This window comes from Neorhizobium sp. LjRoot104 (assembly GCF_964253725.1).
GTDB lineage: Bacteria > Pseudomonadota > Alphaproteobacteria > Rhizobiales > Rhizobiaceae > Neorhizobium.
On sequence record NZ_CAXURS020000001.1, the window covers coordinates 2,956,633 to 2,970,344 of the forward strand.

At 61.8% G+C, this 13,712-nt stretch carries 14 protein-coding genes; 6 read left to right on the forward strand and 8 right to left on the reverse strand.

Annotated features, from left to right (window positions below; translation table 11 throughout):
• Window positions 1-24: 24 nt before the first annotated feature.
• Window positions 25-822, forward strand: a complete 798-nt coding sequence (locus ACSQ8R_RS15025; protein WP_436254109.1) for a class I SAM-dependent methyltransferase — start codon at window positions 25-27, stop codon at window positions 820-822.
• Between the two features lie 88 nt (window positions 823-910).
• On the opposite strand, the gene tal is transcribed toward ACSQ8R_RS15025, so the two are convergent.
• On the reverse strand, window positions 911-1,876 hold the full coding sequence (tal, locus tag ACSQ8R_RS15030) for a transaldolase (protein WP_436254110.1): 966 nt from the start codon (window positions 1,874-1,876) through the stop codon (window positions 911-913).
• 231 nt (window positions 1,877-2,107) lie between these two features.
• Here tal and ACSQ8R_RS15035 point away from each other — a divergent pair, with 231 nt between their 5' ends.
• Window positions 2,108-3,046, forward strand: coding sequence for a sugar-binding transcriptional regulator (locus tag ACSQ8R_RS15035; protein ID WP_436255482.1), 939 nt, complete (start codon window positions 2,108-2,110; stop codon window positions 3,044-3,046).
• Between the two features lie 148 nt (window positions 3,047-3,194).
• Window positions 3,195-3,566 carry a tudor domain-containing protein gene (locus ACSQ8R_RS15040; RefSeq protein ID WP_436254111.1) on the forward strand — a complete coding sequence of 124 codons (372 nt, stop codon included), beginning with the start codon at window positions 3,195-3,197 and terminating at the stop codon, window positions 3,564-3,566.
• Window positions 3,567-3,627: 61 nt separating this feature from the next.
• Here ACSQ8R_RS15040 and ACSQ8R_RS15045 read toward each other — a convergent pair whose 3' ends face one another.
• Window positions 3,628-4,509 carry a methylated-DNA--[protein]-cysteine S-methyltransferase gene (locus tag ACSQ8R_RS15045; RefSeq protein WP_436254112.1) on the reverse strand — a complete coding sequence of 294 codons (882 nt, stop codon included), beginning with the start codon at window positions 4,507-4,509 and terminating at the stop codon, window positions 3,628-3,630.
• A gap of 142 nt (window positions 4,510-4,651) precedes the next feature.
• The gene (locus tag ACSQ8R_RS15050) at window positions 4,652-5,134 is read right to left on the reverse strand and encodes a DUF2244 domain-containing protein (protein WP_436254113.1); all 483 of its coding nucleotides are present in this window, start codon (window positions 5,132-5,134) and stop codon (window positions 4,652-4,654) included.
• Between the two features lie 36 nt (window positions 5,135-5,170).
• On the opposite strand from ACSQ8R_RS15050, the gene nth reads away from it, so the two are divergent.
• Window positions 5,171-5,974: an endonuclease III gene (nth, locus tag ACSQ8R_RS15055; RefSeq protein ID WP_436254114.1), complete on the forward strand. Its 804-nt coding sequence runs from the start codon at window positions 5,171-5,173 to the stop codon at window positions 5,972-5,974.
• Here nth and ACSQ8R_RS15060 read toward each other — a convergent pair.
• On the reverse strand, window positions 5,951-6,517 hold the full coding sequence (locus tag ACSQ8R_RS15060; RefSeq protein ID WP_436254115.1) for a TetR/AcrR family transcriptional regulator: 567 nt from the start codon (window positions 6,515-6,517) through the stop codon (window positions 5,951-5,953). The two genes, nth and ACSQ8R_RS15060, sit on opposite strands and share 24 nt — an antisense overlap.
• An 87-nt stretch (window positions 6,518-6,604) precedes the next feature.
• On the opposite strand from ACSQ8R_RS15060, the gene ACSQ8R_RS15065 reads away from it, so the two are divergent.
• Window positions 6,605-7,033: a VOC family protein gene (locus ACSQ8R_RS15065; protein WP_436254116.1), complete on the forward strand. Its 429-nt coding sequence runs from the start codon at window positions 6,605-6,607 to the stop codon at window positions 7,031-7,033.
• Here ACSQ8R_RS15065 and ACSQ8R_RS15070 read toward each other — a convergent pair.
• A complete protein-coding gene (locus ACSQ8R_RS15070) occupies window positions 7,023-7,736 on the reverse strand; it encodes a sulfate transporter family protein (protein WP_436254117.1) in 714 nt (237 codons plus the stop codon). The genes ACSQ8R_RS15065 and ACSQ8R_RS15070 overlap by 11 nt on opposite strands.
• 211 nt (window positions 7,737-7,947) lie before the next feature.
• Window positions 7,948-9,006 (reverse strand): hypothetical protein, encoded by a 1,059-nt coding sequence (locus tag ACSQ8R_RS15075; protein ID WP_436254118.1) that lies wholly within the window; start codon window positions 9,004-9,006, stop codon window positions 7,948-7,950.
• Between the two features lie 507 nt (window positions 9,007-9,513).
• Here ACSQ8R_RS15075 and ACSQ8R_RS15080 point away from each other — a divergent pair.
• Window positions 9,514-11,268 carry a peptidoglycan D,D-transpeptidase FtsI family protein gene (locus ACSQ8R_RS15080; RefSeq protein WP_436254119.1) on the forward strand — a complete coding sequence of 585 codons (1,755 nt, stop codon included), beginning with the start codon at window positions 9,514-9,516 and terminating at the stop codon, window positions 11,266-11,268.
• A gap of 88 nt (window positions 11,269-11,356) precedes the next feature.
• On the opposite strand, the gene ACSQ8R_RS15085 is transcribed toward ACSQ8R_RS15080, so the two are convergent.
• Window positions 11,357-12,949 (reverse strand): FGGY-family carbohydrate kinase, encoded by a 1,593-nt coding sequence (locus ACSQ8R_RS15085; protein WP_436254120.1) that lies wholly within the window; start codon window positions 12,947-12,949, stop codon window positions 11,357-11,359.
• A 52-nt stretch (window positions 12,950-13,001) separates the two neighbouring features.
• Window positions 13,002-13,712, reverse strand: a complete 711-nt coding sequence (locus tag ACSQ8R_RS15090) for an HAD family hydrolase (protein ID WP_436255483.1) — start codon at window positions 13,710-13,712, stop codon at window positions 13,002-13,004.

Sequence of the window (13,712 nt, forward strand, 5' to 3'; positions counted from 1 at the left end):
GCCGCATTCGCCGCGGGAGGCACCATGTCGTCGATCACCTCGGGCAATGCCATCCAATATGCCGACAGCCGCAAGCTGGCGGCCCGCGGACGCCTCAACAGGGAATACACGATCGCTGAAACCGGCTGGTTTCCCTGGGTTGCGCGGCAACTGCCTCTCCGGGAGGGTGACCGCGTCCTGGACGTCGGCTGCGGCCCTGCCTGGTTCTGGGCCGCCGTCATCAACGATATTCCTGGGAATCTCGACCTCACGCTTGCCGATCAGTCTTCCGGAATGGTGGAAGAGGCCGTTTCGCGCTGCACGCCCTTGCCCTTCGGATCGGTAACGGGCCTTCAGGCGGAAGCCGCCTCCCTGCCCTTCGAGGACAATAGCTTCGATACCGTCATCGCCATGCACATGCTCTACCATCTGTCCGATCCGGCAGCCGGCATCGCGGAAATGTTTCGGGTGCTGAAGCCGGGTGGCTCGCTCGCCGTCACCACCAACGGCGCCGGCAACATGCGCGGGCTCTACGAACTCACCACCGTGTTCGGCAGCGAGCCGTTCGATCCAAGCGCGGCGGTGTTCGGATACGACAAGGCAGAGGCGCTGATGCGTGAGAGGTTCGGCGATGTCGCCTTCACACAGCATCCCGCCCGAATGCGGATCACAGAGCCGGAGGACGTGTTCCTGGCGCTGACCTCCTATCCGCCCGGAGATGGCGCCGGTGAAGCTCAGCTGGAGGCATTCCGGGCCGCCATCGCCGCCGCGTTCGAGCGCGGCAACGGCGTCCTCGATATGGAAAAGGAAACTGGCTTGTTCATCAGCAGGAAGCCGGCCTGACCCGACACTGCCGCGGACCTAGCGCCCGCCAAGACAAAAGGCCCGTCGCGAGACGAGCCTTTGTTTATGCAGGCGGTGGAACTTGGTATCAGGCGGCAGCCAGCGTCAGTTCCTTCTTGACCATCTGGCGCAGCGAAGTGAGGTCCTTGGCGAACGCGCGGATGCCTTCCGAGAGCTTTTCGGTGGCCATAGCGTCTTCGTTCATCATCCAGCGGAAGGACTTCTCGTCGAGCGATTGCAGCGGCTCGGCTTTGAAGGTTTCCGGCATGAGCTTGCGCTCCAGCTTGCCGTTGTCCTTGTCGAGCTCGTCGAGCAGGGCCGGGCTGATCGTCAGGCGGTCGCAGCCGGCCAGGGCTTCGATTTCACCCGCATTGCGGAACGAGGCGCCCATGACGATCGTCTTGATGCCGTTCGCCTTGTAATAATTGTAGATGGCGCGGACGGAGACGACGCCCGGATCGGTCTCGGCCGTGTAGTCCTGGCCGGTCGACTTCTTGTACCAATCGAGAATGCGGCCGACGAAGGGCGAGATCAGGAACACTTTCGCTTCGGCGCAGGCGATTGCCTGGGCCTGGGAGAAGAGAAGCGTCAGGTTGCAGTCGATGCCTTCCTTCTGGAGCACTTCGGCGGCGCGGATGCCTTCCCAGGTGGAGGCGAGCTTGATCAGGATACGGTCCCGCTCGATGCCGCGCTCCTTGTAGGCGGCGATGATCTGGCGGGCCTTGGCGATCGATGCTTCGGTGTCGAAGGAAAGGTCGGCATCGACTTCGGTCGACACGCGGCCGGGCACCAGTTCGGAAAGCGAGGCGCCGACGGTGATCGCCAGGCGGTCGGCCACGGCGGACACGACAGCATCGGGATTGCCCGACTGCTTGCGGCCCCAGGCGATTGCTTCCTGGACCTTGTCGGCGAAGACGGGCGTCCCGAGCGCCTTCAGAACGATGGTCGGGTTGGTGGTGCAATCCACGGGCTTCAGGCGGGCGACCGCCTCGATGTCGCCGGTATCGGCAACGACCGTGGTCATGGAACGAAGTTGCTCTAGTTTAGACGTCATCCGTATATTCCTCGATATGGAGAACTAAACGCCTGTCGCGCGATGTGGCTCCTTCGGCGCGTTGCCAGGACTATCCCCCGCGGGTGGTTAAAAAGTCAAGACATTTGTCCTTCGGAATTGACATATGTGTCAGTTGGAACAAATATCGGTTTGCTTCTCCACCATCCTCCCGGAGGCCCGTTGGCCAGGCTCAGACGCGAGACCCACACCGCCTATTCCGAAGCCGCCTCCATGCGGCTGCGCGCGGCGTGGCTTTATTATAACCAGGGATTGACGCAAAAAGATGTCGCCGAACGGCTGGGTCTGAGCCGCTCGACGGTGATCCGCCTGCTCGACGAGGCGATGAAGCGCTCCGAGGTGCAGATCTGGATCAGCGAGGGCATCGACACCTGCGTCGAGCTGGCGATCAGACTGGAGAAAGCTTACGGGCTCGACGAGGCCGTTGTCGTGCCGGCGCCGCGCGACGGAAGCGCTGCGGCGCTCGCAAGCTCGGTCGGCCTGGCACTCGGGCAGTTCCTCTCCGAAGTGGTGCAGGACGACATGACGATCGGGGTCGGCTGGGGCCGCACCATGACCGCCTCGCTCGGCAGCTTTCGGCCTCCGAGGCGGGAAAACTGCAAGGTCGTGTCGCTGCTCGGCGGCATCGTCGCGGTGCACCAGACCAATCCGATCGACTACACCTGGCGTTTCGCCGGCCAGCTCGGCGCCGAATGTTACATGTTCCTGGCGCCGCTGCTGGTCGATTCGGTCAAGACCAAGCGGGCGCTGATCGAGGAATGCGGGCTGAAGGCCATCTACGACCTTGCCGAGAACCTCGATCTGGCGGTGGTGAGCTGCGGCGACATCGGCCCGCATTCCACCTCGTTGTCGGAAGGCTTCATCTCCAAGGCGGAACTCGACCGGCTGATCGCGGCCGGCTGCGTCTGCGACACGATGTTCAATTTTCTGGACGAGGACGGTCGCTCGGTGGATCATAAGCTGAACGAGCGCGTGATGTCGGTGGATCTCGATACGCTGAGGCAGGCCAGGCACATCGTGCTGTCGTCAGGCGGTGCGCATCGGGCTGTGGCGATCCGGGCGACCATTCGAAGGATCGGGTGCCATACGCTGATTACCGACGAGACGGCAGCGCGCGAGCTTTTGAGGTTGGGCGCCACCGAAATCGCCTGACGAATAAAGCATCGCCAACTTTACCTGCAGATTTTCGCTGCAGGATGGGCTTATATTTAGTGGCCGTTCATGTATCCCTGGATATATCTCGCCGGTCGTTACGCTCACGATGAGGAAAACGATCGGGAGCAATTCCCAGAGGGGCAGTATGAACAAGTATACTATGCTTGCAGCAACCGTTTTTCTCGTTGCCGGCTCGGCTGCAGCGCATGCGCAAACGGCTGGCGACTGGGTGCTCGGCAACTACAAGAATGCCGGGTATTGGTTCCCGGGAGTGATCGAGAAAGCCGAGGGCGGAAAGATCACCATCCGCTACGACGACGGAGACCGTGAAACAGTGGCGCTCGCCAAGGTTCGGCCTTACAACTGGGCGATCGGCATGAAGGTCGAATGCAATTTCCAGGGCCAGGGCAAGTGGTATTCGGGAAAGATCGCCTCGCTCGCCGGCGACAAGATCGGTATCGCCTACGATGACGGCGACAAGGAAACCACCCGCACCGGCCGTTGCCGCTCAAGATAATCAGCCCCGGAAAGCGACGACGGACAGATTTTCCACTGCCCCGTAGCCGGGGCAGTTTTCATCAAGCATTCCCCGCTTCCCACCCCAAAATCGCCCGCTTGCGCGTCAGCCCCCAGTGATACCCGGTCAGTGCCCCGCTCTTGCCGAGCGCACGGTGACACGGCACCACGAACGAGATCGGGTTCGCCCCGACCGCGGCGCCCACCGCCCGGCTGGCGGTAGGCTGGCCGATGTCGTTCGCGACGTCGGAATAGGTGACGGCCTTGCCGAACGGGATCTTCAACAGGCTCTGCCAGACGCGCACCTGGAAGTCGGTGCCGATCAGCACCACCTTGAGCGGCCGGTCGCAGGACCAGTTCGCACGGTCGAAGATGCGGCCGACATAGGGCGCCGTCATCTCCTGGTCGGCCACGTATTCGGCATTCGGCCAGCGGCGCATCATGTCGTCGAGCGCCGCCTGCTCGCAGCCGAGATCGGCAAAGGCGAGGCCCGAGAGACCGCGATCCGTCGCCATGACCAGCGCCTGGCCGAACGGCGACGCGTGAAAACCGTAGCGGATCGTCAGTCCGCCGCCGCGCGCCTTCCATTCGCCGGGCGACATCGCCTCGTGGGTGACGAACAGGTCGTGAAGGCGGCCGGGACCGGAAAGCCCGAGTTCGTAGGAGGCTTCGAGCAGCGGCAGTTCCTCCTTGCCGAGCAGGCGCTTGGCATGGTCGAGGGTAACGGCCTGGAGGAAGGCCTTGGGGGAAAGGCCGGCCCAGCGGGTGAACACCTTCTGGAGCTGTGTCGGCGACTGCCCGAGTTCGGACGCGATCGCCTCCAGCGACGGCTGGTCGCGATAGTCGAGCGTGATCATCTCGATGACGCGACGGACGGTTTCGTAATCGGAGCCATCCGGCGTCACGTCGATGGGCGGCGAATCGATCTGAGCGAAAGCGTTCATGGCTTGTCTCCTTGGGAGCGCCGCATGCCGATGGAACCGGGGGCGCGCAAAAAATCGCTGTGCGACTGATATGCTGCTTAGATGCATCTTCAGACGCGCCGAAACCACCCGTTTCTTGCCCGCTGCAGGTTTTTCGGCCGGTTCAGATCCTTTGCCTGACGGTTGCGAGCGCACGCCTGAAGGCCTTGGCGAAACTCTCGCGGTCGTCCGGATTGAGGAAGGAGCCGATATCGGTGCCGCGCCCCTCGCCCGTCACAGACATCGACGTGATGCCGAATTCCTCGTGGCGGCGGATGTTGAAACGCGCCCAGAACGGGTTGAAGCGATGCTCCACCATGCGTCCCGCCGGGGAGAATTTCCGGATCGACAGGTTGCTGCGCGAGACAGTCACTTCCTCGCGCGCGCGGCCCGCGCGGTAGCTCATCTTCAGCGCGATATAGAGGCCAAGAAAATCCAGCCCGAAGAAGAAGCCAATCGGGTAGGCACCGGTGACCAGGAAAAAGCCGCCATAGAGGAGGCAGATCGCACCCGACAGCATCAGAACGACGCGAAAACCCGTCTTGCCAAGCGAACGGTAGGGCGTCAGTTCGGCCGCGAAAACAGGCTGATCCTCGGAAACGTCCACGTTGATTTCCCTCCTGCGGGATGCCTATACAGGCATATGGCGACTCCAAAGATCAAATCCAAAACCAGCACTCCGCAAAAGTCAAATCACGCGACCGAGCGCCAGGGGGCGGCCAAGGCCGCACCCAAGGTCAAGCGGTTCAAATCCGCCTATTCCAAAGCGGAAATGGAAGAGATCTTTCGCCGTTTCTCGGTGCAGCGGCCGGAGCCGAAGGGCGAACTGGAGCACGTCAACCCGTTCACGCTGGTCGTGGCGGTGGCGTTGTCGGCGCAGGCGACGGATGCCGGCGTCAACAAGGCAACGAGGGCGCTGTTCAGGATCGCCGACACGCCGGAAAAGATGCTGGCACTCGGCGAAGAGGGCGTCACACAATATATCAAGACGATCGGGCTCTATCGCAACAAGGCCAAGAACGTCATCGCCCTCTGTCGCATGCTGATCGACGAGTTCGGTTCCGAAGTGCCGAAGACCCGCGAAGAGCTGATCCGCCTGCCGGGCGTCGGCCGCAAGACGGCGAATGTGGTGATGTCCATGGCCTTCGGCGTGCCGACGCTGGCGGTCGATACGCATGTCTTCCGCATCGCCAACCGGCTGCTGATGGCGCCGGGCAAGACACCCGACGAGGTGGAGGAGAACCTGTTGAAGGTGATCCCCGACCAATATCTCTTCCACGCCCACCACTGGCTGATCCTGCACGGCCGTTATTGCTGCAAGGCGCGAAAACCGGAATGCGAGCGCTGCGTCATCGCCGATCTCTGCCGCTCGCCGGAAAAGACCGTCGACGTGCCGGCGCCGCTTGTCGAACTGCCGCAGCAGCTAATCGGCGAGGCCGTCGAGTAAGGTCGCGATCGCCGCCTCGTAGTCCTCGCGCCTGCCACCGCAATCGATGGCGATCGCCGCCCGCTCAAAGGCGGCCGAGATCAGCACCGTCAGAGGATCGAGAAGCGCAAGCGCCTTCGACCCGGCCAACAGGTGGGAAAGCCCTACCTTGAGGCCCGCTTCGGCCGGATCCTCGCCCTCCCCGCTATCGATCGCCATCTGGGCCGGCGCCTCGTGCAGCAGCAGCCGTGTTCGCCCCGGCGCTGCCATCGCGTCGAAATAGGCGGACGCGCCCCGCAGCAGGGCATCCCGGGCCGAGGAGGCATCTGCCGAGCGCGCCTCGATATCCGCCGCGACCTCGTTTGCCTCGCGCTCGATCACCGCCCAGAACAAGGCTCGTTTGTCCGTGAAATGATGATAGAGCGCACCGCGGGTGACCTTGGCGGCCGCGACGATCTCGGGCGTTGCGGCCTCCGCATATCCCTTCTCGACAAAAAGCCCCCGGGCGGCATCCAGCAATGCGGTGCGGGTCGCATCCGTGCGTTCGCGATTGGTGCGTGCCATCGGAATACCTCCATTTACATACAGGCAGAATGTATTTATATAAACATACAGACTGAATGTATCAAATATCTGGAAGGATCGAAAGCCATGAAGGCGACGAGCTACTACCCCGTGATCATGACCGACGACGTCGCCGGGACGGCGGCCTTCTACACGGAGCATTTCGGCTTCGAGGCGCTGTTTTGCGCCGACTGGTACGTGCATCTGCAATCGACGGAGAGCGAGCATGTGACGCTCGCGATCCTCGACGGCGACCACGAAACGATCTCGGAGGCAGGACGTGCAAAAGTGTCCGGCCTGCTGCTGAACTTCGAGGTGGAGGATGTCGACGCGGTCTACGCGCGCCTGAAGGCGGCCGGCCTGCCGATCCGTCGCGACCTGCGTGACGAGGATTTCGGCCAGCGGCATTTCATCACCTCCGACCCGAACGGCGTATTGATCGACATCATCACAGCGATCCCGCCGAGTGCCGAATTCGCCGCGATGTACGACGCGTCCTGCCTGCCTAAAGCCTGAAGCCGGGATCGCGCTTAGAGACCGCCTTGTGGAGATGCACCATCAGGCCGGCGGCAAACAGCGGCGTCAGCAGGTTGACGATCGGGATCGCCAGGAAACAGGCGATCAGCAGGCCCGCCATGAACACGGTCGAGGAGTGTTTCGAGCGGAAGGCGCGCGCTTCCGCCGGCGTCCTGAACCGCATCGCGGCGAACTCGAAGAATTCCCGGCCGAGCAGGTAGCCGTTCACCAGGAAGAAGGCGATCAGGTTGATGCCGGGGATGAACAGCAGGAAGAGCGCGATGATATTGCCGACGATGACGACGCCGAGGAACTGGATCGAGCCGATGATCGCCTGCGCGAGCGGCATCGCCCTGCCCGGAGGATCGTTCAGATAGTCCCGCTTTTCCAACACTTCCGCGACATTGTCGAGGAAGAGGCCGGCGATCAAAGCCGTGATCGGCGCGATCAAAAGCGCGAGCGCCAATGCCAGCCCGATGCCCGCGAAAATCGCTGCAAACAATGTAAGCCAGCCAGCCCAATCCGGCAGGTCGGGGAAGAAGGCCGCGAACCATGGCCAGGCGTAGAGGATGAAGATTTCCCGAAGCGCGAACCAGATGCCGATCAGCACGAGGGCGGTGAGGCCCAATGTCTTCCAGAACACGGAGCGGGTCTCCGGTGCGAAGAGGTTGGCGAGCGAAAGTCTCGCGGCGTCGAAAATCATCGGCGTCTCCAGGTTGGCGGGAGACATGTAGGATTGAGGGGGCGGGTGAGCAAGCATCCCGGTCCCCACGCGTCCGCTTGAGGCGGAAATTCGCCGAATGGGCGGACGCGGAGAGGCCTCCTACCGGCACGCAGAGCAATCGCAAATGGGAATGCCGCAATTCTCGCGGTACAACTGCACCCGACCGACCGTGATAGTGGCTGCACCGACGCTATGGGGCTGGCGCCGGGGTCGGCGCGGGAATGGATGCCGGTGCCGGCTGGGCACCCCCGTTCGGCGCGGTCGGAACATTGGCTCCGCGCCCGAGAATATATCCCGACAATCCGGCCAATAACGCGGCAAGTTCCTTTCCTTCCAGCACGCCGGTTATACCGAAAAGAATGATGGCGATGACGATCGAAAAAAGCGTTATGAATTGTATCCCGGAGTCTTTTGAGAAGATCTCGAAAACAACATTGTCCTTCTTCCTTATGATCAGGAAGAACCCGATGATGACGACGAACACCAGGAACGCGAACATCGTGCTGATACTCAATCGGAAAGACGACTCAGCATCACCGATATCGATAAGATCGTTTATTTCGTTATTTAATACGTCCTGCCTGTCTTCGAGCTTTCTAATGTTATCCTTGAAATTTATACCTTTTTGAACGAGTGTGTTTCTTTCTTCGGACAGCGACTGCCTCTGTTTGATATCGTCGCTTATCAATTTATCGTAATATTCCTTTTCTTTTTTCTGGTACTCGGAAAACTCCTGCTTCCGCGCCTCGAGATTTTTCAGTTCAAATTGGGCTTTTTTGATCTGCATCTCGGCTTCTTGCGGCAAATATTGAATTCTTACCTCAAGCTTCCTCTTCTGCGTCAAGTCGTCGGCGCTGAGCAGGCTGGTCTCCGCGTTTTTGACCAGAGCATTCAACTCGGCTTCCAGCTGAGATTTATAGCGTTCCATTTCTACTTGTGTGTTTTCCAGATCGTACTGTGCCTTGCGTATCTTTTCGTTCAGATCGAGAACGACATCATCCGATGTCTGGGAACGTGCGGAAATGACTTGGCTCTTAGCCTGCTCCTCGTCAATTTTCGCAATTCTGTTATTGTTTTCCGCAACTTCCGATTTCAGGATCTCTATCGACCTGATGATCTGGCTTCGTTCGTTTCTTTTGCTGGAAAAGGTTTTCGAGCGCTCGTTGAACCCCAGGATGCGCTCCAGAGTGGAACTGGACTGCAGGCTGCCGGCAACCGGAACCGCCTCCTGCGCAAGACAGACATTCAAGCAACATGTCATACTCAGGAGGATTGAGGAGGCTATAGGGCACAGTTTCCGTATGCCTTTACTGACATAGTTCCGCAAGAACATGAATCCCCCGATATAGTTCCCGACCGTGCACTCAGGATCAAAATACAACTTATCAGGGCAGCAAAGTCAACGCCTGAAAAGACGTGATAATCACGCGGGCTCAAGAGAGTCCGTCGAAGGATGCGTCGAGCATCAGCCCGCCGATCACGTCAGTCGCCGCACGATACGTCGAACCGGCGCAGACCGATGGATGACCATGGCACGTCACCGCCCGACAAGCGTCGGTTAACATTCCATCAAGCCATCGAATACAACTTTAATTGTATATTAATGCAACTTTAAACATGTCGCCCCGCCCCCGACCTCTGCTGTTGGCTTCCGGACCAGCCGCGTGCAGGTTGCAGCCAGCGGCCCACCGGCTCAACGGCCCACCGACCGCTCGAGCTTCGCCTTCGGCTGACATATTTTTTGGATTTGTTCGGAATGATCTCTTTTGTCGTCCGGCTCAGAAGCCGTGGACATTTCGTCGTCAAGAGCAATGTCGTCGGGAAAAATGCGACCTTCCTGGGTACGCGCGCAAGCCGCAGGAAGGAAGCAAGACAACGGCTCGCAATCCTGATCGCGGGGTTTCTTGCGGTCTATGTCGTCATCGGCGCCCGCCTTGCCCAATACGGCCTTGCCGAACCGGCCGTGACGGGAATGATCGGCAGCAACCCGGTCCCCTCGAGGCCGGACATCGTCGATCGCAACGGCGCGCTGCTGGCCACCGACCTCAACATGACCTCGCTCTACGCCGACCCGCGCAGGATCGTCGATGCGGACGAAGTCGTCGAGAAGCTTGCCTTCGTCATCCCCAACCTCGACTGGAGCGAAACCCACAAGAAACTGAAATCGCAGACCGCCTTCCAATGGCTGAAGCGGCAGCTCACCCCGAAACAGGAGGCGGATATCCTGGCCCTCGGCATTCCCGGCATCGGCTTCAGACCGGAAAAACGCCGGTTCTATCCAGGTGGCGTGACCGCCTCCCACGTCGTCGGCCATGTGAATATCGACAATCAGGGCCTTGCTGGAATGGAGCGTTACCTGGACCAGCAGGGCCTTGGCGATCTTCGCCTGGCCGGGCTGACCGGCGGCGCCCCGCTTGAGCCCGTCCGGCTGTCCATCGATCTGCGCGTCCAGAACATCGTCCGCCAGGTCGTTGCCAATGCGATGGCGGCCTATAAGGCGGAGGCTGCGGGAGCCGTCATTCTCGATGTCGATACCGGCGAGGTCCTGGCGATGGCATCGGTGCCCGACTACGACCTCAACGAACCATCCCGGACGCTGCCGGACGGCAGCATCGACAAGGACTATGAAAAGGGCTGGTTCAACCGGATGAGCAACGCCACGTTCGAGATGGGCTCGACCTTCAAGAGCTTCACGCTGGCGATGGGGCTGGACGAAGGCAAGATCACCCTGAACTCCGTCATCGACGCGTCCCGGCCGATCCGCATGGGCGGGTTTACCATCAAGGATTTTCACGGCAAGAACAGGCCGCTCTCCATTCCCGAAGTCTTTCAGTATTCATCCAATATCGGCACCGCGGCGGTTGCGGACCGGGTTGGGATCGAGGGCCATCAGCAGTTCCTCGCCAAGCTCGGGCTTCTCTCCAGGATGGAAACCGAGATGCCGGGCGTGGCAACGCCGATCCAGCCGAGGACATGGAAGAAGATCAACTCGGTCACCATCTCGTTCGGCCACGGGGTCGCAACCACGCCGCTGCAGACCGCGGTTGCCGCCGCTGCGCTGATCAACGGCGGAACCCTGGTTCCTCCCACCTTTCTTCCCCGTTCACGGGAAGAGGCCGCGCTGATTTCCCGCCGGGTGATAAAGCCGAGCACCGGCGCCGACATGCGCTACCTTTTCACCTGGAACGGCGTGAAGGGCTCGGGACGCGGCGCGCAGGTCGAAGGTTTTCACGTCGGCGGAAAGACGGGCACGGCCGACAAGGTGATCAACGGACGTTACGCCAAGGACATCAATTTCAACGCCTTCGTCGCCGCCTTTCCCATGGACAAACCCAAATACATTGTCCTGTCGATCATCGACGCTCCGCAGACGGGCGAGCACGGCGGACGAACTGCGACATCCACTGCCGCCCCGATGATCAAGGAGATTATCGGCCGATCGGCACCCCTGCTCGGCGTGCAGCCCCGTTTCGGGTCTCCGGACGCGCCGCACCTGCTGGAGAACTATTAGACGGGAGGTTGTTCGCCGCCGGTGGCGGTGGCCGAAATGCGCCGGAGCGGCCGTCGAAGCATCCGGCTTTGCGATACCGCGCAGGCGCCTACTCCATCCCCCGCAATTCCTCCCGGTGCCTGACCATCGCCAGGAACCGCCGGTAATCCCGCCCGTACTGCTCGGCCCGCGCCGGATCGGGCCGCCGCTCGGTTCCGCCGCTATCCATCGCCCGCCCCGCTTCGAACAGCGAGCCATGCACCCCGCCGGCAAACGCGGCCGCCATTGCCGTCCCGAGCAGGACCGCATCGCGGTTATCGGGGATCACCACCCTGCGGCCGGTGACATCGGCATAAAGTTCGATCAGAAGCGGGTTGTTCACGTGGCCGCCGGTGACGTGCAGGGTTTCGAAGCGGTACCCGTAGTCCGAGAGCGCATCGAGAATGTGCCTGATCCCGAGCGCGATCGAAACGCAGGTGCGCCAGTAGAGGCGGCAGAGACCGTCGAACGAGGTGTCGAGGGTAAGGCCGCTGATGACACCGGTCGCGTGCGGATCGGCGAGCGGCGAGCGGTTGCCGTGGAAATCCGGCAGGACGTGGAGGCCGGGGGCAATATCGCCCTCGGTCTCGTCGCGCAGCTCACCGACGCGGGCGATGATGCGGCCGTGCAGCTCTGCCGTCGGTTCGCCGCCGGCCGCGTGCATCAGCACGATATGGTCGAGCAGCGCACCCGCCGCCGACTGTCCGCCTTCGACCAGCCAGTGACCGGGCAGGATCGCCTCGTAATAGGGACCCCACAGGCTGCGGCCGGGCTTGGGATCCCTGGTGAAGGCGACGATGCAGCTCGAGGTGCCGCCGATCAGCGCCACGCTGCTTTCGAGTTTGGAGCCCCCCGACGCGCCACCCGACACCCCCCCGAGGACCCCAAACGCGCCGGCATAGGCGTCGATCATGCCGGGAGCTACCTGCACTTGCGTGTCGAGGCCGAGTTCTTCGGCCGCCTGACGACCGAGGCTGCCCATGCTCATGCCGACCCCGACCGTCTCGTCCGGCAGACCGCCCTTTTCGAGCAGGTCCCCGAGGCCGGCCAGCGCCAGGTAGTCGGCGCTCCAGCCGGGGTTTTCGTGGGCGAGATAGTTCCACTTGGCGGTCAGCGTGCAGCGCGAGCGGGCGGGCGAGCCGGTTGCCTTCCAGGTGAGGAAATCGGCGAGATCGAAGAAATAGCCCGCCCTCGCCCAGGTCTGCGGCAGCTGCTGTTTCAGCCACATCAGCTTCGGCATCTCCATCTCGGGCGACAGCGAACCGCCGGAAAATTCCAGCACCTTGTGGCCGGTGGCCGAAAGCTGGTCGGCCTGCTTGATCGCCCGGTGGTCGAGCCAGACAATCGTATCCTGATTGGCCTTGCCGGTCGTGGAAACCGTGAGCGGCTGGCCCTCGCGGTCGCGCGCGACGAGCGAGCAGGTTGCGTCGAAACCAATCGCGGCGATGCGGTCTGCAGCGATGCCGGCCTCCGTCATCGCCACCTTCACGGAAAGGCAGGTGGCGGCCCAGATATCCTCGGAATCGTGTTCGGCGTGATTTTGCCTGGGACGGAACATCATGATTGGATGCTTGGCCTTGGCGAGCAGGCGCCCGTTGCGATCAAAGACGCCGGCGCGGGCGCTGCCCGTGCCGATATCGACCGCAACGAGGTGATCACGCATCCGGCTCTGTTTCCTGTCCCTTGTGGTCGCTCACGTATTCCGAAGATTGCACCTAAAGCGCCGCCTGCGGAACGGGGCCGTTGCGACCCTCTATATGTTTCCGGACAAGGTGGATCAAATCCGGCATCGCGTCAAACACGACTTCCGGTAAAAGCGCATCGATCCGCTCCCGGTAGCCGGGAACGGAGGCATGCGAACCGCCGACGAAAGCGAATACCGCCATGCCGGCGCTGTGGCCCGCCTGGATGCCGGCGGGACTGTCCTCGATGACGATGCAGTTTTTGGGATCGGCGCCCATTTCACTTGCCGCGTGCAGGAAGAGATCCGGGGCCGGCTTGCCCTTTTCCACCATCGTGGCGGAAAAGATGTTCGGCTCCAGTTTGTCGATGAGGCCGGTCAGCGATAGCGAGAGGCGGATGCGCTCCGGCTGGCTGGAGGAGGCCACGCAACGGCGGAAATCAAGGGCATCAAGGGCGTCGGCAATGCCCGGCATCGGCTGCAGTTCGGCGCGGAAACGGGCATAGAGATCTCGGCGCATGTCTTCGAGAAAGGTGTTGTCCGCCTCGACGCCGAATTCCTCCCGCATCGTCTTGGTCACGGTGCCGAGGCTGCGGCCGAGAAAGCGGCTATAGGCTTCCGCCGCATCCATCTCGACCCCCTTGCGGCGTAGCGCATCGACCAGAACGCGCACCGATACCGGCTCGCTGTCGACGAGGACCCCGTCGCAATCGAAGATCACCAGTGGTCCCGCCGAATGTTGCAC

Coding starts and splice junctions, on each gene's coding strand:
- ACSQ8R_RS15025 (WP_436254109.1), top strand. CDS start 25: ATGTCGTCGATCACCTCGGGCAATGCCATCCAATATGCCGACAGCCGC.
- tal (WP_436254110.1), bottom strand. CDS start 1,876: ATGACGTCTAAACTAGAGCAACTTCGTTCCATGACCACGGTCGTTGCC.
- ACSQ8R_RS15035 (WP_436255482.1), top strand. CDS start 2,108: ATGCGGCTGCGCGCGGCGTGGCTTTATTATAACCAGGGATTGACGCAA.
- ACSQ8R_RS15040 (WP_436254111.1), top strand. CDS start 3,195: ATGAACAAGTATACTATGCTTGCAGCAACCGTTTTTCTCGTTGCCGGC.
- ACSQ8R_RS15045 (WP_436254112.1), bottom strand. CDS start 4,509: ATGAACGCTTTCGCTCAGATCGATTCGCCGCCCATCGACGTGACGCCG.
- nth (WP_436254114.1), top strand. CDS start 5,171: ATGGCGACTCCAAAGATCAAATCCAAAACCAGCACTCCGCAAAAGTCA.
- ACSQ8R_RS15060 (WP_436254115.1), bottom strand. CDS start 6,517: ATGGCACGCACCAATCGCGAACGCACGGATGCGACCCGCACCGCATTG.
- ACSQ8R_RS15065 (WP_436254116.1), top strand. CDS start 6,605: ATGAAGGCGACGAGCTACTACCCCGTGATCATGACCGACGACGTCGCC.
- ACSQ8R_RS15070 (WP_436254117.1), bottom strand. CDS start 7,736: ATGATTTTCGACGCCGCGAGACTTTCGCTCGCCAACCTCTTCGCACCG.
- ACSQ8R_RS15080 (WP_436254119.1), top strand. CDS start 9,514: ATGATCTCTTTTGTCGTCCGGCTCAGAAGCCGTGGACATTTCGTCGTC.
- ACSQ8R_RS15085 (WP_436254120.1), bottom strand. CDS start 12,949: ATGCGTGATCACCTCGTTGCGGTCGATATCGGCACGGGCAGCGCCCGC.